Genomic DNA, 18,727 nt, shown 5'->3' on the forward strand with positions numbered 1-18,727 from the left:
GATGGACAAGTCGACCTTCGAGACCAAATCCGTCATCAACGGCCCGATGCATGCGGCGCTGAAACATGACTCCGCGCATAAACATGTCACCGGAAGTGCCGAATATATCGATGATATTCCGGAGCCTGCGGGCACGCTGCACGGCGGCCTCGGTCTCTCCGACCGGGCGCATGCGGAAATCGTCTCGATCGACCTTTCCGCCGTGAAGGCCGCACCGGGTGTCGTCTGGGTGATGACGGCGGAAGACATCCCGGGCTTCAACGACGTCGCCTCCACTGGCCAGCATGACGAGCCGCTGCTTGCCACGGCCGAGGTGCAGTTCCACGGCCAGCCGATCTTTGCGGTCATCGCGGAGACACGCGACCAGGCCCGCCGGGCCGCAAAGCTTGCCCATATCGAATATCGCGACCTGCCGCACTGGACCGATATCGACACCGCCCGCGCGAACAACGCGCCAAACGTCATCGAACCGATGACGCTGAAACGTGGCGAGCCGGAAACGGAGATCGAGAAGGCGCCGCTGCGTGTCCAGGGTCACATGTATATCGGCGGCCAGGAACATTTTTACCTGGAAAGCCATATCGCCATGGCGATACCCGGCGAAGACGACGAAGTGACCGTCTGGTCCTCCACCCAGCACCCGAGCGAGGTGCAGCACATGGTGGCGCATGTTTTGGGCGTCGCCAACAATGCCGTGACCGTGCAGACCCGGCGCATGGGCGGCGGTTTCGGCGGCAAGGAAACGCAGGGAAACCAGTTTGCCGCCCTTGCGGCAGTCGCCGCCAGGAAACTGAAGCGGGCGGTGAAATTCCGTCCCGACCGCGACGAGGATATGTCGATCACCGGCAAGCGGCACGATTTCCGCGTCGACTATGACGTCGCCTTCAGCGAGGAGGGCCTGATCCACGCGGTCGACGCCACCTACGCGGCACGTTGCGGCTTTTCCGCCGATCTCTCCGGCCCCGTGACCGACCGCGCCCTCTTCCACGCGGATTCCAGCTACTATTATCCGCATGTTCGCCTCACCTCGCAGCCCCTCAAGACCCACACCGTCTCCAATACCGCGTTTCGCGGTTTCGGCGGCCCGCAGGGCATGGTCGGCGGCGAGCGGATCATCGAGGAGATCGCCTATGCCGTCGGCAAGGACCCGCTCGAGATCCGCAAACTGAATTTCTACGGCCTCCGGGGTTCCGGGCGGACGGTGACGCCCTACCACCAGGAGGTCGAAGACAACATTGTCGCCCGCATTGTCGAGGAGCTGGAGGCCTCCTCGGATTATCAGGCCCGGCGCCAGGCAATCCTCGAATTCAATGAAAACAGTCCGGTGATCCGCAGGGGCATTGCGCTGACGCCGGTGAAATTCGGCATCTCGTTCACCATGACCGCCTATAACCAGGCGGGCGCGCTGGTGCATATCTATCAGGACGGTTCGATCCATCTGAACCATGGCGGAACCGAAATGGGCCAGGGCCTCTACACCAAGGTGGCCCAGGTGGTGGCGAACACGTTCCAGGTCGATATCGACCGGGTGAAGATCACAGCGACGACGACCGGCAAGGTACCGAACACCTCGGCCACAGCCGCCTCCTCCGGCTCGGATCTCAACGGCATGGCCGCCTATGATGCAGCGCGCCAGTTGAAGGAACGGCTGATCCAGTTCGCCGTGCGGCAATGGAAAGTGGCGCGCGAAAAGATCGAGTTCCTTCCGAACCGTGTGCGGATCGGCAGCGAGATCGTTCCCTTCGATACGCTCGTCCGGGCGGCCTATTACGACCGCGTACAGCTTTCCGCCACGGGCTTCTACAAGACGCCCAAGATTCACTGGGACCGCCAGGCCGGGCGCGGCCGGCCTTTCTACTATTTCGCTTACGGCGCTGCAGCTTCGGAAGTGTCGGTCGACACGCTGACCGGCGAATATCTCGTCGAGCGTACCAACATCCTCCATGACGTCGGCAAGTCCTTGAACCCGGCGATCGATATCGGCCAGATCGAGGGCGGATTCATACAGGGCATGGGCTGGCTGACGACCGAGGAACTGTGGTGGGATGCAAGGGGGCGGCTCAGGACCCATGCGCCATCGACCTACAAGATCCCGCTCGCCTCCGACCGGCCGAAGGTCTTCAACGTGAAGCTCGCCGAGTGGTCGGAAAATGCCGAACCGACGATCGGCCGCTCCAAGGCGGTCGGCGAACCGCCCTTCATGCTGGCGATCTCGGTCTTCGAGGCGATCTCCATGGCGGTGGCAAGCGTCGTTGACTATTCCGTCTGCCCGCGCCTCGACGCACCGGCCACGCCCGAGCGCGTGCTGATGGCGGTTGAACGGTTAAAGGCGATGGGGTGAGACGCAAATCTTGCTGATCCGGACCGAACTCCCCAGCGACGAAGACGCGATCCACGAGCTGACGGCGACAGCTTTCGCACCGATGCCATACAGCAACGGATCGGAGGCTCCGATCATTCGCGCGCTGCGCAGTTCGGGTGACCTCACTTTCTCTCTGGTTGCCGAAGAGGATGGCGTGGTCATAGGCCATGTCGCCTTCTCGCCGGTCACGATCGACGGTGTCCATGGGGGTTGGTTTGGTCTTGGCCCGATATCCGTGCAGCCGGAAAGACAGCACCAGGGCATCGGAAAGGCACTCATCAGTGACGGATTGAAGAGGTTGAAGGAGCGCGGTGCGGCTGGTTGCGCTTTGATTGGCAATCCCGAAGTCTATCGGGGGTCCGGTTTTGAGAGTGATCGCCTGCTCTCCTACGGCGATCTGGATCGCCGCTACGTGCAGCGGATAGTGTTCTCTGGCCCATCGCCGCGCGGTGTACTAAAATTTGCCGATGCATTCGAGGCAGGCGCCGATCAGCCTGGTTCGTAAGCTTTATTTGGGAATCCGGCTCAACCATGCATGACCTCCCCCTCCCCATTTTCATCGCCACCCACCCCGGCGCGATCTTGGTCGAGGTCACGGAGACGAAGGGTTCGACGCCGCGGGAGGTGGGTGCCTTCATGCTGGTGGCGGAGACGGCAATCTGGGGGACGATCGGCGGCGGGCAGTTCGAATACATGGCGATCGACAATGCCCGCGCGATGCTGTCGGGTGGCGGCGAAACGATGATGGACATCCCGCTCGGCCCGGAGATCGGTCAATGTTGCGGCGGTCGCACGCGGCTGATCTTCACCCCGATGACGCCGGCGCTCGCCGAAAAGCTGGAAAGCCGCATGAAAAATGAAGAGGAAGAGCGCCCCGCGGTTTATCTCTTCGGTGCCGGCCATGTCGGCCAGGCGCTTGCCAGGGCACTGGCGCCGTTGCCTTTCGCGATCACCGTGGTCGAGACACGCGCGGAGGCGCTGGAGGATCTGGCGGGACACGCGGAAAAACACCTGACGGCCGTGCCGGAAGCGCTCGTGGCCCGGATTCCGGCTGGTGGTGCCGCGGTCATCCTCACCCACGACCACGCACTGGATTTCCTGATCGCCAAAGAAGCGCTTGCCAGATCCGACCTCGCCTATGTCGGCATGATCGGCTCGGCCACCAAGCGCGCCACGTTTGCGAACTGGCTGAAGCGGGAGGGCGGCGACGAAAAAATGCTCTCCCGCCTCGTCCTGCCGATTGGCGGCTCCACGGTCAGGGACAAGCGGCCGGCGGTGATTGCCGCATTGGTAGCCGCCGAATTGCTGGAAACCTGCGCTGCCCGAGAAAAGCAGGGTTCAAAGCGGCAGGTCCCGAACGCATGATCGGCGCTTCGCCTCCCAGAAGGCCTCGGCGCGGTCGGACGGCAAGGCTTCGCCGAGCCCGACATCCGGCCGCAGCTCGACCGGCAGCTTAGGCACGCGCCAGAGGCCGGGCCTGACGAGATGACGAAGGTAACGGCGGAAGGTGCGCCAGGCGCCGCCCGGACGGATGGGTTGTAAGGACACGGACTGAGCCTGTGTGGACAGCATGGTCGCTCCACATCGATAAAACTGTGTTGTTGGATCGGCTGAGGAATGCGCCGGATTGCCGGCGAATTCCAATTCAAATACAGTGGCTCGCGATCAAGAGAACTTATGATGAAGCTGTCGCGCCGCTTTCCGCTGAATGCACTCCGGGTTTTCGAGGCGGTCGCGCGCCTGGAAAACTTCACCCGTGCCGCGGAAGAGCTCGGCATGACCCAGACGGCGGTGAGCTACCAGATCAAGCTCCTGGAAGATTATCTCGGCGACGCGGTCTTTCTGCGCAAACCGCGTGCTCTTCAGCTGACCGATACCGGCACGCGGCTGCTCCCGAAGGTGGCGGAGGCATTCGACCTGTTGGGCGATGCAGTTCAAACAGCACGCCATGCGGCTGAGGAGACCCTGGAGATCCACTCGCCGCCGACCTTTGCCTCGCAATGGCTCTCGCTCCGTCTCGGTGCCTTTCGCGCAGCCCATCCGCAGATCTCGGTACGGCTCCTGCGCAACATGGCAAACGAGCACACGGCGTTCTCCGATATTGCCATCCAGATCGCGGCGGAGCCTCCGAGGGGGATGATCTGCCATCCACTTCTGCGCCTGAATTTCGCACCCATGCTGGCGCCGCGGCTGGCGGAAAGCATTGGCGGCATCAGCCAGCCTGCGGACCTTCTGAAGCTGCCCTGGATTTCCGAGATCGGCGGCTGCTGGCTTGACTGGTTCGAAGCCGCCAACATCGACCCCGCGCCGATCAAGCCGTCCAGCCTCGACGCTTTGGGCGCGCTCGATCTGGAGGCGAAGGCCGCGATATCGGGTCATGGCGTGGCGATGCTCACGCCCTTTTTCTTCAGGGACGACCTGGCGACAGGACGATTGGTCCAGCCGTTCGGCCTTTCTGTCTGCGACGAGAAGACCTACTGGCTCACCTATCCGCAGGCCCGGCGAAATTCCGCGAAGATCAAGGCTTTCCATGCGTGGATCGCCGAAACCCTCTCGAACGATCTCGCTTCTGACGGTGCCGGGGCAATCGTCGCAGCGTAGCACTATAGTGTCGGCGGTCGTTCCATCGGCCACCATTGCTCGCGGCGTTCGCACCTCGGCAATGTCTGTCGGGAGGGGCGCCCGTCCATGATGCCGATGTCCCGGAGCTGCTGCTCCGTCATTTCCTCTTTCTCGACGCGGTTTCTCCGAGCCCGCTCGCTACGGAACGGAATGTCAAAGTGGTCGCTCAGGCTCCACAAGCGCGCAAAAAGTGCAGGCATACCATGGGTCATGGCTCCTTCTCCTCCGGTTCTCACCGGTATTCGATTGATGACTATGAAAGCAGGATGCGCCGGATTATGCTGGTTTTCCAACGAAGATTTCGTCTGCATAGATCAAGAGAGCTTATCCATGAAAATGTCGAAGCAGTTTCCTTTGAATGCACTGCGCGCGTTCGAGGCGGCTGCCCGGCTGATGAGCTTTACCAGGGCGGGAGAGGAACTGGGGCTGACGCAGACGGCGGTGAGCTACCAGATCAAGCTTCTGGAGGACACGATCGGTGAGCCGCTTTTTCTGCGCCGGCCGCGGCAGGTGACGCTGACGGAATCCGGCGAGCGGCTGGCCCCGAGGATCACCGAAGCTTTCGGTATCATGAGCGAGGCGATCACCAGCCTCAGGGACACATCGGAAGGCACGCTGATCATCCATTCGACCGCGACTTTTGCTGCACGCTGGCTGGCGCGACATCTGGGAACGTTCCAGTTGGAAAATCCCGGTATCGCGGTCAGACTCGAGACGTCACACGAGATGATCGATTTCGCGAGAACCGAAGCCGACGTGGCAATCCGCACCGGCAAGGGCGATTGGCCGGGCCTGAGGTCGCATTCCCTGATGAAGAGCCATTTCACGCCGATGCTGAGCCCGGAGCTTGCGGCGACGATCGGAGGGGTAAGGACGCCAGAGGATCTGCTGAAGCTCAGGATCATCGATCCCGGCGATCCCTGGTGGCGCATCTGGTTTACGGCGGCTGGCATGCCGGATGTCGATCTCGGCGGCCGTCCCAGCAGCAAGTTCGGCGCGCAGGCCTTCGAGGCGGCAGCAGCGATCGCCGGCCATGGCGTCGCCATTCTCAAACCTGAATTCTACACCGACGATGTGGCGCTCGGCAGACTGATCCAGCCGTTCGATCTGTTGAGTGATGACGGAACCGACTACTGGCTCGTCTATCCGCAAACCCGCAGGAACTCCCGGAAAATCCGCGCCTTCCGCGATTTCATGCGAAAGACCATGCCGACCTTCAGGGACTAGCAGTCAGTTTTTCTCCAGCGCAATTTCCGGATGCAAACCGCGTCACACTCGCAAATTCGCCCTTTCAGTAACTCATGTCGGGCGCATAGAAGCAGCGCAATGTGTCCTCGGTCGGATAAAGGCAGAGGTGATATTCTTCGTCTTTGCTGCGCCGCGCCTGGCTCTGGGGAAGCGTGAAATGATGCGGCCTTGTAATCAGCCTATGGTCTCCCGGTCCGAGGGAGATTTCATAACCGCCCTTGATGATCTTGACATTTTTCGTCGAGATCATCTGGCAGTCCCCGGTATGATTGTCTCCGTTGCAGCAGAAACCGTCGTATTTCCAGGCCACGCCCTTCGGGCTATGTGCCTCGTGGGCCGCTGCCGATCCGGCATATACACAAGACACAAACGCAATCACCATACCCATCAGAATACCACGCATGAGCTTAGTCTCCGTTGATGAATGCCATCCCCGGCGAGAGCCCTTCACGCAATACCCGGACACCGCCGGTTGACTTGCATCCGCTAAGTTACGTGAGTCGCCTTAGCCGGCTAACCCCCAAATTTTGCAATGCACAATTTAGTACATTCGACAATTGTGAACTTCTGAGGGCGTGCGCGATGAACTCCTATTCGCCCTGTCAAGTTCCGCTATGAAACAAAAAGTTCCGGGCGATAATCGCTTCCCTCTCACCCATTTTTCTCGCAAAGTGACGAGTCGGGGGGCAAAAAGGGGAAGACTGAATGTATGAGTATGCCGTCGCTTGGGAATGGCTGAGTTTCGCCGCCCGCTGGTTTCACGTCATCACGGGGATCGCCTGGATCGGCTCCTCCTTCTATTTCATCGCACTCGATCTCGGGCTCGTGAAGCGGCCGCATCTGCCGGCGGGAGTGCATGGCGAGGAATGGCAGGTGCATGGCGGTGGCTTCTACCACGTCCAGAAATATCTGGTGGCGCCGGCCGAGATGCCCGAGCACCTGACGTGGTTCAAATACGAGAGCTACTTCACCTGGCTCTCCGGCTTCCTGATGCTCTGCATCGTCTATTACGGCGGCGCCGACCTCTTCCTGATCGACCGGACGGTGATGGATCTCGCGCCCTGGCAGGCGATCGTCATTTCGCTGGCGTCGCTGGCGGTCGGCTGGATCATCTATGACCAGCTCTGCAAATCACCGATCGGGAAGAACACCTGGGGCCTGATGGCGGTGCTCTATGTCGTACTGGTCGCCATGGCCTGGGGCTATACGCAGGTCTTCACCGGCCGCGCCGCCTTCCTTCATCTCGGCGCCTTCACGGCGACGATCATGTCGGCCAACGTCTTCTTCATCATCATCCCGAACCAGAAGGTCGTGGTGGCGGACCTGATCGCCGGCCGCACGCCGGACCCGAAATATGGCGTGATCGCCAAGCAGCGCTCGCTCCACAACAACTACCTGACGCTGCCCGTCATCTTCTTCATGCTGTCGAACCACTATCCGCTGGCCTTTGCGACCGCATTCAACTGGGTGATCGCAGCACTCGTCTTCCTGATGGGCGTGACGATAAGGCACTGGTTCAACACGACCCATGCGCGGAAGGGCAAGCCGACCTGGACCTGGCTGGTGACGGTGATCCTCTTCATCGCAATCATCTGGCTCTCGACTGTACCCAAAGTGCTGACCGGCGAGACGGAAACTTCGATGACGCCCCCCATGACGACCATCGAACAGAGATTTGCGTCCAATGCCCATTTCGGTGCTGCCCGCGATGTCGTGCAGGCGCGATGTTCCATGTGTCATGCGGCCGAACCCGTCTGGGAGGGCATCAATTTCACGCCGAAATCCGTGAAGCTCGAAACCGACCGGGAGATTGCCGCCCACGCACGGGAAATCTATATCCAGGCAGGCCGGAGCCACGCCATGCCGCCCGGCAATGTCACCGATATTTCGCCGGAGGAGCGGAAGCTCATCACGGCCTGGTACGAAAGCGCGATATCCGAATGACCGAAAAGCTGATCCGCGGGCGGCTCATCTCCTTCAAGCGGGCACCGCTCAGCCTCACCGACACGGAGAGCTATGCATATGAGCACGACGGCGCTCTGCTGGTCACGGATGGCAGGATTATAGCCTTCGGCGATTATGCTGCGGTGAAGCCCAAGGCACCTGAAGGCATCGAGGAGATCGACCATCGGCCGCATCTCATCCTGCCGGGTTTCATCGACATGCACCTGCATTTTCCGCAGATGCAGGTGATCGCCTCCTACGCCGCAAACCTGCTCGAATGGCTGAACACCTATACTTTCCCGGAGGAGTGCCGGTTCGTGGAAACCGACCACGCGGCACGGATCGCAACCCATTTCTACGATGAACTCATCCGCCATGGCACGACGACGGCCGTCGCCTATTGCTCGGTCCATAAAACCTCAGCGGACGCCTTCTTCGCTGAAGCGTTGAAGCGCGGCATGTGCATGGTCGGCGGCAAGGTCATGATGGACCGCAACGCCCCTCAGGGCCTGCTCGACACGCCCGAGATGGGTTATGACGAGACTCGGACTGTGATCGCCGACTGGCACGGCAAGGGGCGAAACCACGTGGCGATCACGCCGCGTTTCGCGATCACCTCGACGCCGGCACAGATGAAGGCGGCACAGGCGCTGGCCGAAGAATTTCCGGACCTTCACATCCAGACGCATCTTTCCGAGAACCACGACGAGATTCGCTATACCCTGGAACTCTATCCGCAGGCGAAGGACTATACGGACGTCTACGCCCATTACGGATTGCTTGGGCCGAAAACGCTGCTCGGCCATGCGATCCACCTCTCCGAGCGCGAAGCGGATGCGCTGTCTGAGGCCGGCGCGGTGGCGGTCCACTGCCCGACCTCGAACCTCTTCCTCGGCTCCGGCCTCTTTCCCATGAAGGCGCTGATGCGGCGCGAAAAGCCGGTGCGTGCGGCGGTGGCGACCGATATCGGCGGCGGGTCGAGCTATTCGATGCTGCGAACGATGGACGAGGCTTACAAGATCCAGCAGTTGCTTGGCGAACGCCTCAATCCGCTGGAAAGCTTCTACCTGATGACCCGCGGCAACGCAGAGGCGCTGTCCATGGTGGGAGATATCGGCACGCTGGAGCCCGGCACGGCAGCCGACCTCATCGTCCTGGACGCCGCCGCGACGCCGGCGATGAAGCTGCGGATGGAAACGGTGAAGACCCTACCGGAAGAACTTTTCCTGCTCCAGACCATGGGCGACGACCGCGCCGTGATAGAGACTTATGTGGCAGGCAATGCGATGAAGGCGGCGCTCTGACGGCACGCGGAGTGCCCATGTGATGCGGAGGAAGCATGAGTGAGACGCAGCGCAAGTTGACAACCATCTTCTCCGCCGACGTGCAGGACTACACTCGCCTGATGGGTTCCGACGAGGAGGGCACGCTGGCGACGCTGAAGCGCTACCGCGATGCCATGTCCGGCCTGATCGCGGCCCATGGCGGCCGCATCGTCAATACCTGGGGCGACGGGTTGATTGCCGACTTTCCGAGCGTGGTCGAGGCAGTGCGCACCGCAGTCGACGTGCAGACGGAGCTTGCGGGCTTCAATGCCGCGAAACCGGCTGCGGAACAGATGCTTTTCCGCATCGGCATCAATCTCGGCGACGTTATCCTCGAGGGGACGGACATCTACGGCGATGGCGTCAATATTGCAGCCCGCCTGCAGGCCTCTGCGCCAGCCGGCGGCATCGTCATTTCCAACACCGTCTATGATCAGGTCCGCAACAAGGTGCCGGTCGGCTTCGATTTTCTCGGCCCGCTGACGGTGAAGAATGTCTCGGAAGCGATCCCGAGCTACTCCATCCGCATCGGCGAAGCAGCGGCGCAGCCGGTATCCGCCGCCCGGCAAACTGCCGCCGCCGCAATCGATCACGGACCGCGGCCAACCACGTCACCGTCGAAGGTCCGCAAGCGTCTCAGCATTTTCCCCATTGCCGCGGCAGTCCTGGTCATCGTCAACGCACTCACCTGGCAAGGCGTCTTTTGGGCCGCCTGGCCGATCCTCGCCCTCGCCGTCACCGCCGGTATGATCATGGCGCGGCTGCAGGACCGCTTTGACCGGTATATGACAAGCCTGGCGATCATCGGCATCGGCCTCGTCGGCATTAACCTCCTGTCATGGCAGGGAACTTTCTGGGCAATCTGGCCGCTGACGGGCTTTGCCGTCGTCGCGGCGATCCGCTGGGTCATGCGCAACTGAAACAGGCCGCTGCAAAGGTTGGAAATCCGGTATCAAGCTGATGTTTCCGCTGGCGATGGGCTTCGGATGTGATAGTCCTCCGGAACATTCCGGAGGAAGTTCAAACCATGTCCAAACCGCTGACCATCGCAGATCTGAAAATCCTGGCCCGTCGGCGCGTGCCAAAGATGTTCTTCGATTATGCGGACAGCGGCGCCTGGACAGAGAGCACGTACCGGGCCAACGAGGACGACTTTGCGAAGATCAAGCTGCGCCAGCGCGTGCTGGTCGACATGACCAACCGTACGCTCGAAACCACGATGATCGGCGAAAAGGCAATGATGCCCGTGGCGCTGGCCCCGACCGGCATGACCGGCATGCAGCATGCCGACGGTGAAATGCTGGCTGCAAAGGCCGCAGAGGAATTTGGCGTTCCGTTCACCCTTTCGACGATGAGCATTTGCTCGATCGAGGACGTTGCTTCCGTGACGTCCAAGCCGTTCTGGTTTCAGCTCTATGTGATGAAGGACCGCGGCTTCGTTGAGCGGCTGATCGGCCGCGCCAAGGCCGCAAAGTGCTCTGCACTGGTCGTTACCGCCGACCTGCAGATCCTCGGCCAGCGCCACAAGGACCTGCGCAACGGCCTGTCGGCGCCGCCGAAATGGACGCTGAAGAGCTTCATGCAGCTTGCCACCCGCCCGCAATGGTGCCTGGAAATGCTCGGCACCAAGCGCCGCGGATTCGGCAATATCGTCGGCCATGCAAGCAACGTCTCCGACCTCTCCTCGCTCGGTGCCTGGACGGCCGAACAGTTCGATCCAAAGCTCTCCTGGGACGACATCCGCTGGATCAAGGACCTGTGGGGCGGCAAGCTGATCATCAAGGGCATTCTGGATGAAGAGGATGCGCGCGCCGCAGCCGACACCGGCGCGGACGCGATCATCGTCTCCAACCATGGCGGCCGCCAGCTCGACGGCGCTCCCTCCTCGATCAGCATGTTGCCGAAGATCGTCGATGCCGTCGGCGACCGGATCGAAGTCCACGTGGACGGCGGCATCCGCTCGGGCCAGGACGTCCTGAAAGCCGTGGCGCTTGGTGCACGGGGCATCTATATAGGCCGTCCCTTCCTCTATGGTCTCGGCGCCATGGGCAAGGACGGGGTCACGACCGCGCTCAATGTCATCCGCAACGAGTTGGATATCACCATGGCGCTTTGCGGCAAGCGGGACATCCAGACTGTCGACCGCAGTATTCTGGCGAACGTCCCTTTCTGATCGCCGGCTTCACGAGCGACCGGTCGAGCACCACCCGCCCCTGGTTCCCGGCCGCCGCGCAAGGCCCTCGCGGACGAGAATGTCCGAGAGCGAAATGCCGTTCCGTGTGACCTGCCGCAGCTTGTGGCCGTCGACCTCCGCGTCATTGCCTTGCCAGGTGACAAGCTCGAACGGCCCGGAATCGAGGAAGGCGCGCACGCGCAGTTCCGCATCGCTGGCCTTGATCCGCTCCTCCTCGCAGTTCGGCTTCTTGATGTCCGGCACCTCGATGCCGACGAGGCGGACCTTCTGTCCATGGAAGACGAAACGATCGGCGGAGACGACGCAATCGTCTTGTTTGGCCGTGCCGCAGAGATAGAATTTCGCCTCATAGGCGCCGGCGAGCTCTTCGCCCGTTTTCGGTGCTTCGGTCGTTCTGGGCACGTTACTTCCCGTCGGCTTGCCGATCGGCGCCGGCGGAATGATCGCGGCCGTATGGTTTTCATCCGGCAAAATCGCCGGCTTCGATGTCACCGGTCGGCGAGGGATTGATGCCAGTGGCTTCGGCGGCTCCGGCCTAGCGGGCGCCGATGCGGGCTTCGCAGCAACTTGCACGGGTTTCCCGGACGTCAGGCTGGCGACGAACCGTCGCGCCACGGCCGAATTGTCGTAAAGCGCGATACCGCCGCCGACCACGAGAAGTGCGGCCAGCCACGGCCAGAGTGACGAGCCTGAGCTTTTCGACGCGCGCTTGCCGCCTTTGCGCCGTGAACCGGATTTTCCGCGCGATTGGGCCATCAGAATCTCTCCTGTCGAATCGGAGAGAAGTATCCGGAGCAAGGGTTGCCGAAAGGTTTCAGCACGCCAAGAAGCACCTTGAAATTGTGTATTAGTGTGTATAATTTTGCCTTATGAGAAGCGCTGAGGTAATTGCGCTACTGCGCAAGGATGGCTGGATCGACGTGGCCCAGAAAGGCAGCCATGTTCAGTTCAAGCATCCGGAAAAGCCGGGACGCGTCACCGTTCCTCATCCGAAGCGCGACATCCCGCTCGGCACGCTCCGCAGCATCGAGAAACAGGCGGGACTGAAACTGAGGTAACCATGAGCAACTATATCGGCCTCATCCACAAGGAAGCAGGAAGTGACTATGGTGTCTCCTTCCCGGACTTCCCGGGCGTCGTAACCGCAGGCTCGACCTTGGACGAGGCCCGTCAGATGGCCGAAGAAGCGCTTGCATTCCACGTGGAGGGCATGGCTGAGGATGGCGAGGCGGTCCCTGAACCATCGAGCCTGGAGGGCGTGATGAGCGATCCAGCCAATCGGGACGGGGTAGCGATTCTCGTGAGCTTGAAGACGCAGGCAGCCAAAGCCGTACGTATCAATGTCACGCTGCCGGAAGACGTGCTTCAGCGGATCGACACCTTTGCGGAGGCGAGCGGCCTCTCGCGCTCTGGTTTTCTCGCAAGGGCAGCGCGACACGAGATGGAGCGCAACACAGCGGTTTGAAGTGATCAGACCCTTCCCGTCGCAAGCGCCATGGCCCAGTCGGGACGGCCGTTCTCCGCCGCAAGCCGCGACATCGCCATATGGTCGTACGGCACGTTGCGGAACTGCGGCACCCAGCCAGATGCGGTCTTTTCCAGGACGGCATAGGAGGCCATGGCATGGCCTGTCTCCACCTTGTGAAGGAACGGCTTGTCGTCGTCATAGGCCGGGCAGCCGACGCTGCCGGGATTGACGATCAGGCGCCCGTCCGAGAGTTGCACGGCGCGAGGAATATGGCTGTGACCGCAGAGAATCAGCGGCTGCTCAATGCCGTCGGCCAAGGCCTCGATCTCTTCGAGCGGTTTCAGAAAGACATGGCCTGCCGGCGACACCTGTTCCAGCCAATAGACATTGTCATCCTGCGGCGTCGCATGGCAGAGGAAAACCTCGTCCAGGTAGATGGTACTGAACGGCAGCTTGCGCAGCCAATCGAGATGGCGCGGCGCAAGCTGAGCGTGCGCATGGGCATCCGAAGGCGCAAGAGCATCGGCCGGCGTTTCGATGAGATAGCGGTCATGATTGCCCCGAACCGTCTGCACCGCGTGCATATCCAGAAGCAGGAAGAGATCACCGGCCCGGTCTGCCTCCAGGGGACCGCTGAAGCAATCGCCGAGGTTGACGATGTCCCGGATGCCGAGCCCTGCAATATCCTCCAACACCGCCTGCAGCGCCGCGCAATTTCCATGAATGTCGGCAATCGCGGCAAAGCGCATCAGCTTCCCCGATAGGTCGAGTACCCGTAGGGCGACAGGAGCAGCGGCACATGGTAATGCGCCGTCGTATCGGAAATGCCGAAGCGGATGGGGATCACGTCGAGGAAGGCAGGTTCGGTAAGCTTCGCGCCGCCAGCGCGAAGATAATCGCCTGCGTGAAACACAAGCTCGTATTCGCCGGCGACAAAAGTCTCACCAATCAGGAGCGGCCCGCCGTCGACACGACCGTCGGAATTGGTCGTCACCGTCTTGATCTTCTCGCGTCTGTCGCCCGCCAGCCGGTAGAGATCGATCGTCAATCCCTCGGCAGGCGTGCCGCTCGCCGTGTCGAGCACATGGGTGGTGAGGCTGGTCATAGGCTGGGCTCCGCAGCGAGGAAAGGGGCGTCGAAAAAGAACTCTTCCAGATTGTTGCCGGGACCGTCACGGTCCGCCACCAGGAAATCGCTGACCGCGTCGAGCGCCATCAGCGGATGGTGCCAGACATTGATCCGGTAGTTCACGCCCTGCCCGCCCCTTGCGAGAAACACCTTCGGCCTGCCCGGCTTTCCATCGATATCTTCCGAAACGGCAACGAGGAACGGCCTGTCCGAAAGCGGCGAAAAGCTCTGGCTGCCGAATGGATGCCGCTCCATCATGGTGATCGCATAGGGGAAGCTGCGCGGCTGACCACGGAAAATGCTGAGGATGACGCGCGCGCCCTCTCCCGCAGCTTCGGGCGCCGCCAACGCATGGAAACGTTCCGTGGTGCCGTTGTTGATCAGCCGCATGGTCGAAGGATCGGGCTCGATCACGTCGCCGAAGGGGGCGAACGCAGCTTTGGTAAGGGGCTGTATCTCAAGATGGTCGGTCACGTCATTCGCCTTGGTCATTCACCTTGCGCCCGCCAGTTGCGAAGCAGGTAAAGTCGGCTCAACAGGTCTGGGACATCGGTCTTGACCGTATCCCAAACCCTCTCGAGATTGATATCGAAATATTCATGCGCGATGCGGTTCCGCATACCGCGTATCGCGTTCCAGGGGATGTCCGGGTGCTCCGCGACGAATTCCGGGCTGAGCTTAATGAGTTGGGCTGCAGCTTCCGACGCCATCAGCAGGCTCATTCCAACCGCGCGCTGCACAACGATGTCGTCGAGGAAAGCCGCCTTGTCGACGGTCTCGATCATCGTCTTGGCCTCGGAAGCTGCCCGCTCTATGCGATCAAGCAGATAACGAATACGATCCGAATTCATATGGGTTTTGCTTCCGAGAGAACCTCGCGCCTGATCTTTTCGGGAAAATCTTCTGGAGTCAAAAGATGAATCGAGGTTCCAAGCATCATCTGCTCGAGAGCATCCTGCAAACCTCCGAGCGTAAACAATGTCGTTCCCGGAAGCGCGTCCACGAGGATATCGAGGTCGCTATCCGGTCGATCCTCTCCCCGCGCCACCGAACCGAAGACGCGCGGGTTTGCCGCGTTGAAGCGCTTCGTCGCTTCGCGGATCGCCTCGCGGTTCTTTTCCAGCACTTCCGACGGTCTCATGACGATATCTCTTACGATGCAGTCAATATAGGCAAGGCACGAAGGAGAGAAAAGCAGGTCTCCGAACTCGGGTCATTCACCTTGCGCCCGCCAGTTGCGGAGGGAATCGAGCTGGGAGAGAAGCTCGGGAATCATCCGATCTACAGTCATCCAGACGGTATCGACATCAAGGTCAAAATACTGATGAGCAATCCGATTGCACATGTTCCGGATATCCCTCCAAGGGATCTCCGGATGCTCGACAACAAAGTCCGGAAAACGCTCCATGATTTTGGTCGCGCATTCGCCGATCGCCATGATATTCGCGATGACGGCGTCCTGTTTGATTTCATCACGGACGAATGCGTCCCGCTCCATGCCCGCGACATAGCGCACGGCCTTGCTTCCCGTGACAACCATTCGATCGAGATAGGCTTCGAGGCGCTCAACACTCATATCGCGGCGGCTTCCGCGATAATACGCTCGCGCACTTTCGGCGGAAAATCTCCTGGCACCTTCACATCAACCGTGACACCGAGTGCTTCCTCCAGATCTCCTTGGAGTCCACCAAGCGTGAAGAGTGAGGTCGTTGGCGAAGGGTCAACCAGAATATCCAGATCACTATCAGGCCGATCCTCCCCGCGCAGCGCGGAACCATAGACCCGCGGGTTGGAGACCTGCCGGCGGGCAACGATCTCCCTGATGATTTCCCGGTTCTTCTCCAGCACTTCCGACGGTCTCATGACGGCATCACTCCTGATGCCGCCAATATAGGCTACGGAAGATATCGAGGAAAGAACTCACGCCTTCGTGCCGTAGAGCCTGAGCCGCATCGTCCCGCCATCCGGGTGCATGGCGTAACGCACATGGGTAACCGGGCCGATATCGGCGACGACACCCGCGCCATATTCGTGGACATGGTCCATCTGCAGCTTCTGCCGCGGCAGGATCGGCTTCCAGCTCTCCGATGCGGCAATCTCCACCTCGGAAAGCACGTCGCCAAGCTCCGGCAGGTAGGCGCCAAGCAGTTCGCACGTATCCGGAAAATTGCCCTTGAAGAAATGCGTGTCGACTATGATGCGTTTGACGACGCCCGGATGGCCGAGGCGGATCACGGCCCAGTCATGGCCCGGCCCGCGGCGCCGCTTGGTCTCCCAGCCGTCGCCCATATTGTCGCCACGCCCCGGCCCCAGCATCTTGTCCGGATGGCCGTAATGGGCATCCGACCAGGCGAGCGATTTCGCGCCATGGAATATGTAGGCCAGGTCGATCTCTTGCGTCGTGCCGACCTTGGCCCAATCGAAATGCGCCGAACCGTAGACGCGCAGGCGCGCGATCCCGCCATCGGGATAGATATGCAGACGCAAATGCGTCCAGATCTTCTCCTTGCCGGCATTCTCGAAGAAATGATGCGCGCTCGGCCCGAGCGGCGACTTTGCCAGGATTTCCGTCCAGACCGTCGCATCGGTCGGGTCGCCATCCTCGACGAAAGCAGCCTCGATCGAGCAATGCGGCGGATAGTTGCCGGTGAAATAGCTGGTGTCGACGTCGAAGCCGTAGATGCGGCCGGGCATTGCAAGTCTCACGATCGCGAAGTCGTGGCCAGGCACGCGTTTACGGCGGCTTTCCCAGCCGTCCATGTACTTGCCGTTATCGTCGTAAAGGTCCGGATCGAAACTTGCCGGCGCGTCCTGAAGCATGCGCTCCAGCGGCGCGAAGAATTCATCGGTCGTGTAGAGACCCTTGGCGCCGAGACGCGCGGAGGCGAGGTTGATCGCGCCGATCGCGAAGGATGGCAGGCTGTTGTCGGTCGTCTCGGTCATTCATTTCTCCGGAAACATGGATTGCAGGCGCAGAAGCGCAATTCGCTCGACCTGAGCCGTGGCGGTCGCGAACTCCTCCTCGGCGCTGTTGTGGATGCGTTTTTCGAAGGCGGCAAAGATGTCGTGCCTGTCCAGACCCTTTACGGCGATGATGAAGGGAAAGCCGAACTTTTCCGTATAGGCATTGTTGAGTTCGGTGAAGCGGGCGTGTTCGGCAGCGGTCAGGCGATCGAGCCCGGCGCCCGCCTGTTCCTGTCTGCTGTCTTCGGTCAGGTCGCCGGCGATGGCAAGCTTTCCGGCAAGATCTGGATGAGCACGCAATACGCCGAGCCGCTCCTCATGGCTCGCCTTGCGAAAGATCGAGACAAACGCATCGTGGATGCCCTTGGCGGTCAATGGCACCAGGATCAAGCCTGCATCATAGGCGCGCTCGGCGATGAAAGGCGAATGTTCGAAGACACCGCCGAACTTGGCAATAAAATCGGCACGCGCGCTCACAGGGCACCTGCCGGCTTGTGGTGCTCATGCCAGTGTCTGGCAATCTCGATGCGCTGCGGTATCCAGACCTTGTCATGGGAAAGCACGTATTCCATGAAGCGGCGAAGTGCTGCCACGCGGCCCGGCCGGCCGACGAGGCGGCAGTGCAGGCCGATATTCATCATCTTCGGGCTGCCTTCACTGCCCTCCCGATAAAGCACGTCGAAGGCATCCTTCAGGTAGTTGAAGAACTGGTCGCCGGCATTGAAGCCCTGCGGCGTCGCAAAGCGCATGTCGTTGGTATCGAGCGTGTAGGGGATGATGAGGAATGGCTTGCCGTCCAGCCCCGGCACCCAATAGGGCAGATCGTCCGCATAGCTGTCGGAGGAATAGAGGAAGCCGCCCTCCTCCATGACGAGCCGCAGCGTATTGGCGGACGGCTTGCCCTGATACATGCCGTAGGGACGTTCGCCGGTGAGCTCGGTATGCAGCCGCACCGCTTCCAAGATGTGCTGCCGCTCGGCGTCCTCTGGAAAATCCTTGTATTCGAGCCAGCGGTAACCATGGCTGGCGATCTCCCAGCCCGCGTCCTTCATGGCGGCGACCGCTTCCGGGTTGCGGGCCATGGCGAGCGTCACACCATAGACGGTCGCCTGCACCTTGAGTTCGGTGAACAGGCGCCACAGCCGCCAGAAGCCGGCGCGCGAGCCGTATTCGTAGATCGACTCCATGTTGAGGTTGCGCTGGCCGGGCCAGGGCACGGCGCCGACGATCTCCGACAGCAGCGATTCCGATGCGGGATCGCCGTCGAGGATCGAGCTTTCGCCGCCTTCTTCGTAATTGATCACGAACTGGACGGCGATATTGGCGCCGCCCGGCCATTTCGGATCGGGAATATTGCGGCCATAGCCGACGAGGTCGCGCGGATAGTCTTTTACCTGCATCGAATTCACCCCGGACATGTGATGCCGGACGGTAGCGCACCCTTTCCGCGGATGTCGAGACCGAAACGTCGA

The 18,727-nt window shown here is 61.1% G+C and carries 24 protein-coding genes; 11 read left to right on the forward strand and 13 right to left on the reverse strand.

The genetic code is table 11. From position 1 onward, the window contains the following. The first annotated feature begins 1 nt into the window (after position 1). Genes xdhB through xdhC form a run of 3 tightly spaced genes read left to right on the forward strand, consistent with a single transcriptional unit; the run spans position 2 to position 3,727 of the window. Positions 2-2,341, forward strand: a complete 2,340-nt coding sequence (gene xdhB, locus JL39_RS08395; RefSeq protein WP_037148724.1) for a xanthine dehydrogenase molybdopterin binding subunit — start codon at positions 2-4, stop codon at positions 2,339-2,341. Positions 2,342-2,351: 10 nt separating this feature from the next. After that, the gene (locus JL39_RS08400; protein ID WP_037148198.1) at positions 2,352-2,867 is read left to right on the forward strand and encodes an N-acetyltransferase; all 516 of its coding nucleotides are present in this window, start codon (positions 2,352-2,354) and stop codon (positions 2,865-2,867) included. Between the two features lie 26 nt (positions 2,868-2,893). Next, positions 2,894-3,727 carry a xanthine dehydrogenase accessory protein XdhC gene (xdhC, locus tag JL39_RS08405; protein ID WP_037148199.1) on the forward strand — a complete coding sequence of 278 codons (834 nt, stop codon included), beginning with the start codon at positions 2,894-2,896 and terminating at the stop codon, positions 3,725-3,727. On the opposite strand, the gene JL39_RS08410 is transcribed toward xdhC, so the two are convergent. Then, the gene (locus JL39_RS08410) at positions 3,701-3,934 is read right to left on the reverse strand and encodes a hypothetical protein (RefSeq protein ID WP_037148202.1); all 234 of its coding nucleotides are present in this window, start codon (positions 3,932-3,934) and stop codon (positions 3,701-3,703) included. The two genes, xdhC and JL39_RS08410, sit on opposite strands and share 27 nt — an antisense overlap. 105 nt (positions 3,935-4,039) lie before the next feature. Here JL39_RS08410 and JL39_RS08415 point away from each other — a divergent pair, with 105 nt between their 5' ends. Together JL39_RS08415 and JL39_RS08425 are read left to right on the forward strand one after the other, a co-directional pair. Beyond that, positions 4,040-4,963, forward strand: a complete 924-nt coding sequence (locus JL39_RS08415; protein ID WP_348270560.1) for a LysR substrate-binding domain-containing protein — start codon at positions 4,040-4,042, stop codon at positions 4,961-4,963. 351 nt (positions 4,964-5,314) lie between these two features. Continuing rightward, positions 5,315-6,211, forward strand: a complete 897-nt coding sequence (locus tag JL39_RS08425) for a LysR substrate-binding domain-containing protein (RefSeq protein WP_037148207.1) — start codon at positions 5,315-5,317, stop codon at positions 6,209-6,211. Between the two features lie 64 nt (positions 6,212-6,275). Here the strand turns inward: JL39_RS08425 and JL39_RS08430 are convergent, their stop codons facing one another. Then, on the reverse strand, positions 6,276-6,635 hold the full coding sequence (locus tag JL39_RS08430) for a hypothetical protein (protein WP_037148209.1): 360 nt from the start codon (positions 6,633-6,635) through the stop codon (positions 6,276-6,278). Between the two features lie 302 nt (positions 6,636-6,937). Between JL39_RS08430 and puuD the strand changes: the two genes are divergently transcribed. From puuD to JL39_RS08450, 4 genes are all read left to right on the forward strand, one after another. Continuing rightward, complete coding sequence (gene puuD, locus JL39_RS08435; protein WP_037148211.1) at positions 6,938-8,176, forward strand: urate hydroxylase PuuD; 1,239 nt, start codon at positions 6,938-6,940, stop codon at positions 8,174-8,176. Then, on the forward strand, positions 8,173-9,480 hold the full coding sequence (gene guaD, locus JL39_RS08440; RefSeq protein WP_037148213.1) for a guanine deaminase: 1,308 nt from the start codon (positions 8,173-8,175) through the stop codon (positions 9,478-9,480). The genes puuD and guaD overlap by 4 nt, the downstream gene beginning before the upstream one ends. A gap of 35 nt (positions 9,481-9,515) precedes the next feature. After that, positions 9,516-10,421 carry an adenylate/guanylate cyclase domain-containing protein gene (locus tag JL39_RS08445; RefSeq protein WP_037148215.1) on the forward strand — a complete coding sequence of 302 codons (906 nt, stop codon included), beginning with the start codon at positions 9,516-9,518 and terminating at the stop codon, positions 10,419-10,421. 107 nt (positions 10,422-10,528) lie between these two features. Further along, complete coding sequence (locus JL39_RS08450; RefSeq protein ID WP_037148218.1) at positions 10,529-11,674, forward strand: alpha-hydroxy acid oxidase; 1,146 nt, start codon at positions 10,529-10,531, stop codon at positions 11,672-11,674. Between the two features lie 9 nt (positions 11,675-11,683). On the opposite strand, the gene JL39_RS08455 is transcribed toward JL39_RS08450, so the two are convergent. Continuing rightward, entirely contained in the window at positions 11,684-12,451 is a 768-nt protein-coding gene (locus JL39_RS08455) for a hypothetical protein (RefSeq protein ID WP_037148219.1), read from the reverse strand. 113 nt (positions 12,452-12,564) lie between these two features. Between JL39_RS08455 and JL39_RS08460 the strand changes: the two genes are divergently transcribed. Both JL39_RS08460 and JL39_RS08465 read left to right on the forward strand, forming a co-directional pair. After that, positions 12,565-12,753 (forward strand): type II toxin-antitoxin system HicA family toxin, encoded by a 189-nt coding sequence (locus tag JL39_RS08460; RefSeq protein ID WP_037148221.1) that lies wholly within the window; start codon positions 12,565-12,567, stop codon positions 12,751-12,753. A 2-nt stretch (positions 12,754-12,755) separates the two neighbouring features. Then, positions 12,756-13,160: a type II toxin-antitoxin system HicB family antitoxin gene (locus JL39_RS08465; protein ID WP_037148223.1), complete on the forward strand. Its 405-nt coding sequence runs from the start codon at positions 12,756-12,758 to the stop codon at positions 13,158-13,160. A 5-nt stretch (positions 13,161-13,165) separates the two neighbouring features. Here the strand turns inward: JL39_RS08465 and JL39_RS08470 are convergent, their stop codons facing one another. From JL39_RS08470 to puuE, 10 genes are all read right to left on the reverse strand, one after another. Then, positions 13,166-13,912 carry a metallophosphoesterase family protein gene (locus JL39_RS08470; protein ID WP_037148225.1) on the reverse strand — a complete coding sequence of 249 codons (747 nt, stop codon included), beginning with the start codon at positions 13,910-13,912 and terminating at the stop codon, positions 13,166-13,168. Further along, complete coding sequence (gene uraH, locus JL39_RS08475; protein ID WP_037148227.1) at positions 13,912-14,268, reverse strand: hydroxyisourate hydrolase; 357 nt, start codon at positions 14,266-14,268, stop codon at positions 13,912-13,914. The genes JL39_RS08470 and uraH overlap by 1 nt, the downstream gene beginning before the upstream one ends. Continuing rightward, positions 14,265-14,765, reverse strand: a complete 501-nt coding sequence (locus JL39_RS08480; RefSeq protein WP_037148728.1) for an ureidoglycolate lyase — start codon at positions 14,763-14,765, stop codon at positions 14,265-14,267. Before JL39_RS08480 ends, uraH begins: the two co-directional genes overlap by 4 nt. Positions 14,766-14,779: 14 nt before the next feature. Then, positions 14,780-15,142: a HepT-like ribonuclease domain-containing protein gene (locus JL39_RS08485; protein WP_037148229.1), complete on the reverse strand. Its 363-nt coding sequence runs from the start codon at positions 15,140-15,142 to the stop codon at positions 14,780-14,782. Then, entirely contained in the window at positions 15,139-15,432 is a 294-nt protein-coding gene (locus JL39_RS08490; protein WP_037148231.1) for a nucleotidyltransferase family protein, read from the reverse strand. Before JL39_RS08490 ends, JL39_RS08485 begins: the two co-directional genes overlap by 4 nt. Positions 15,433-15,504: 72 nt before the next feature. Continuing rightward, on the reverse strand, positions 15,505-15,807 hold the full coding sequence (locus tag JL39_RS08495; RefSeq protein WP_161784745.1) for a HepT-like ribonuclease domain-containing protein: 303 nt from the start codon (positions 15,805-15,807) through the stop codon (positions 15,505-15,507). Between the two features lie 56 nt (positions 15,808-15,863). Then, the gene (locus JL39_RS08500; protein ID WP_037148236.1) at positions 15,864-16,154 is read right to left on the reverse strand and encodes a nucleotidyltransferase family protein; all 291 of its coding nucleotides are present in this window, start codon (positions 16,152-16,154) and stop codon (positions 15,864-15,866) included. Positions 16,155-16,211: 57 nt separating this feature from the next. After that, positions 16,212-17,234, reverse strand: a complete 1,023-nt coding sequence (alc, locus tag JL39_RS08505; RefSeq protein WP_037148238.1) for an allantoicase — start codon at positions 17,232-17,234, stop codon at positions 16,212-16,214. Next, positions 17,235-17,732: a 2-oxo-4-hydroxy-4-carboxy-5-ureidoimidazoline decarboxylase gene (gene uraD, locus JL39_RS08510; protein WP_037148240.1), complete on the reverse strand. Its 498-nt coding sequence runs from the start codon at positions 17,730-17,732 to the stop codon at positions 17,235-17,237. Further along, complete coding sequence (gene puuE, locus JL39_RS08515; RefSeq protein WP_037148730.1) at positions 17,729-18,655, reverse strand: allantoinase PuuE; 927 nt, start codon at positions 18,653-18,655, stop codon at positions 17,729-17,731. Before puuE ends, uraD begins: the two co-directional genes overlap by 4 nt. Positions 18,656-18,727 lie beyond the last annotated feature (72 nt).

It is taken from the genome of Rhizobium sp. YS-1r (genome assembly GCF_000757525.1).
In the GTDB taxonomy this organism is placed as follows: domain Bacteria; phylum Pseudomonadota; class Alphaproteobacteria; order Rhizobiales; family Rhizobiaceae; genus Neorhizobium; species Neorhizobium petrolearium.

Excerpts from the sequence above, each read along its gene's own strand:
- puuE (WP_037148730.1), bottom strand. The coding sequence starts at position 18,655 with ATGCAGGTAAAAGACTATCCGCGCGACCTCGTCGGCTATGGCCGCAAT.
- JL39_RS08500 (WP_037148236.1), bottom strand. The coding sequence starts at position 16,154 with ATGAGACCGTCGGAAGTGCTGGAGAAGAACCGGGAAATCATCAGGGAG.
- guaD (WP_037148213.1), top strand. The coding sequence starts at position 8,173 with ATGACCGAAAAGCTGATCCGCGGGCGGCTCATCTCCTTCAAGCGGGCA.
- JL39_RS08450 (WP_037148218.1), top strand. The coding sequence starts at position 10,529 with ATGTCCAAACCGCTGACCATCGCAGATCTGAAAATCCTGGCCCGTCGG.
- uraH (WP_037148227.1), bottom strand. The coding sequence starts at position 14,268 with ATGACCAGCCTCACCACCCATGTGCTCGACACGGCGAGCGGCACGCCT.
- JL39_RS08455 (WP_037148219.1), bottom strand. The coding sequence starts at position 12,451 with ATGGCCCAATCGCGCGGAAAATCCGGTTCACGGCGCAAAGGCGGCAAG.
- JL39_RS08425 (WP_037148207.1), top strand. The coding sequence starts at position 5,315 with ATGAAAATGTCGAAGCAGTTTCCTTTGAATGCACTGCGCGCGTTCGAG.
- JL39_RS08415 (WP_348270560.1), top strand. The coding sequence starts at position 4,040 with ATGATGAAGCTGTCGCGCCGCTTTCCGCTGAATGCACTCCGGGTTTTC.
- JL39_RS08460 (WP_037148221.1), top strand. The coding sequence starts at position 12,565 with ATGAGAAGCGCTGAGGTAATTGCGCTACTGCGCAAGGATGGCTGGATC.
- JL39_RS08470 (WP_037148225.1), bottom strand. The coding sequence starts at position 13,912 with ATGCGCTTTGCCGCGATTGCCGACATTCATGGAAATTGCGCGGCGCTG.
- puuD (WP_037148211.1), top strand. The coding sequence starts at position 6,938 with ATGTATGAGTATGCCGTCGCTTGGGAATGGCTGAGTTTCGCCGCCCGC.
- JL39_RS08465 (WP_037148223.1), top strand. The coding sequence starts at position 12,756 with ATGAGCAACTATATCGGCCTCATCCACAAGGAAGCAGGAAGTGACTAT.
- xdhC (WP_037148199.1), top strand. The coding sequence starts at position 2,894 with ATGCATGACCTCCCCCTCCCCATTTTCATCGCCACCCACCCCGGCGCG.
- JL39_RS08490 (WP_037148231.1), bottom strand. The coding sequence starts at position 15,432 with ATGAGACCGTCGGAAGTGCTGGAAAAGAACCGCGAGGCGATCCGCGAA.
- JL39_RS08485 (WP_037148229.1), bottom strand. The coding sequence starts at position 15,142 with ATGAATTCGGATCGTATTCGTTATCTGCTTGATCGCATAGAGCGGGCA.
- xdhB (WP_037148724.1), top strand. The coding sequence starts at position 2 with ATGGACAAGTCGACCTTCGAGACCAAATCCGTCATCAACGGCCCGATG.
- JL39_RS08410 (WP_037148202.1), bottom strand. The coding sequence starts at position 3,934 with ATGCTGTCCACACAGGCTCAGTCCGTGTCCTTACAACCCATCCGTCCG.
- JL39_RS08430 (WP_037148209.1), bottom strand. The coding sequence starts at position 6,635 with ATGCGTGGTATTCTGATGGGTATGGTGATTGCGTTTGTGTCTTGTGTA.
- alc (WP_037148238.1), bottom strand. The coding sequence starts at position 17,234 with ATGACCGAGACGACCGACAACAGCCTGCCATCCTTCGCGATCGGCGCG.
- JL39_RS08445 (WP_037148215.1), top strand. The coding sequence starts at position 9,516 with ATGAGTGAGACGCAGCGCAAGTTGACAACCATCTTCTCCGCCGACGTG.